Annotated in this window: 1 pseudogene; it reads left to right on the forward strand. The window is 61.5% G+C overall.

The features are described from left to right. Window positions 1-66 precede the first annotated feature (66 nt). Window positions 67-610, forward strand: a pseudogene (locus TBIF_RS23730) (IS1634 family transposase); the annotation flags it as partial.

Below are 610 nucleotides of genomic sequence, written 5' to 3' on the forward strand. Positions count from 1 at the left end.
CGCCGTAATCACCCTTCGACCAGGGCAAACGCTCCACGCATCGGCATAACTGAAACGTCGGCATAAACCTTATACTTCGAGGCAGAGAAAGAGGACGATCTGCGGAAAGTCGGCTTCTCGAAAGAGCGGCGGGTCGATCCACAAATCGTCGTCGGCCTCCTCGTCGACCGCCACGGCTTCCCCCTAGAAATTGGCTGCTACGAGGGCAACAAGGCCGAGACCCACACCATCGTGCCCATCGTGAAACAGTTCCAAGCCCGCCACCGACTCGAAGGCGCAGAGATGGTCATCGCCGCCGACGCCGGCATGCTCTCGTCCGCCAACCTGAAAGACCTCGACGCCGCCGGCTGCAAATTCATCGTCGGCTCCAGGGTCACCAAGGCGCCCAAAGACTTGGCGTCGCATTTCCACTGGCACGGCGACAAATTCGAAGGCGGCCAGATCATCGACACAGTGACTCCGCGGCACGGACACTCCGTCGTCAACGACGTGAAAAAGCGGGCCGAACCGGTCTGGAATCCGATGGTGGACACCACCGCGTGGCGGGCAGTCTGGGCGTATTCCACCAAGCGGGCCGCGCACGACGAGAAGACGTTGAACGCGCAGGAGG

This window comes from Tomitella biformata AHU 1821 (genome assembly GCF_000524475.1).
GTDB lineage: Bacteria > Actinomycetota > Actinomycetes > Mycobacteriales > Mycobacteriaceae > Tomitella > Tomitella biformata.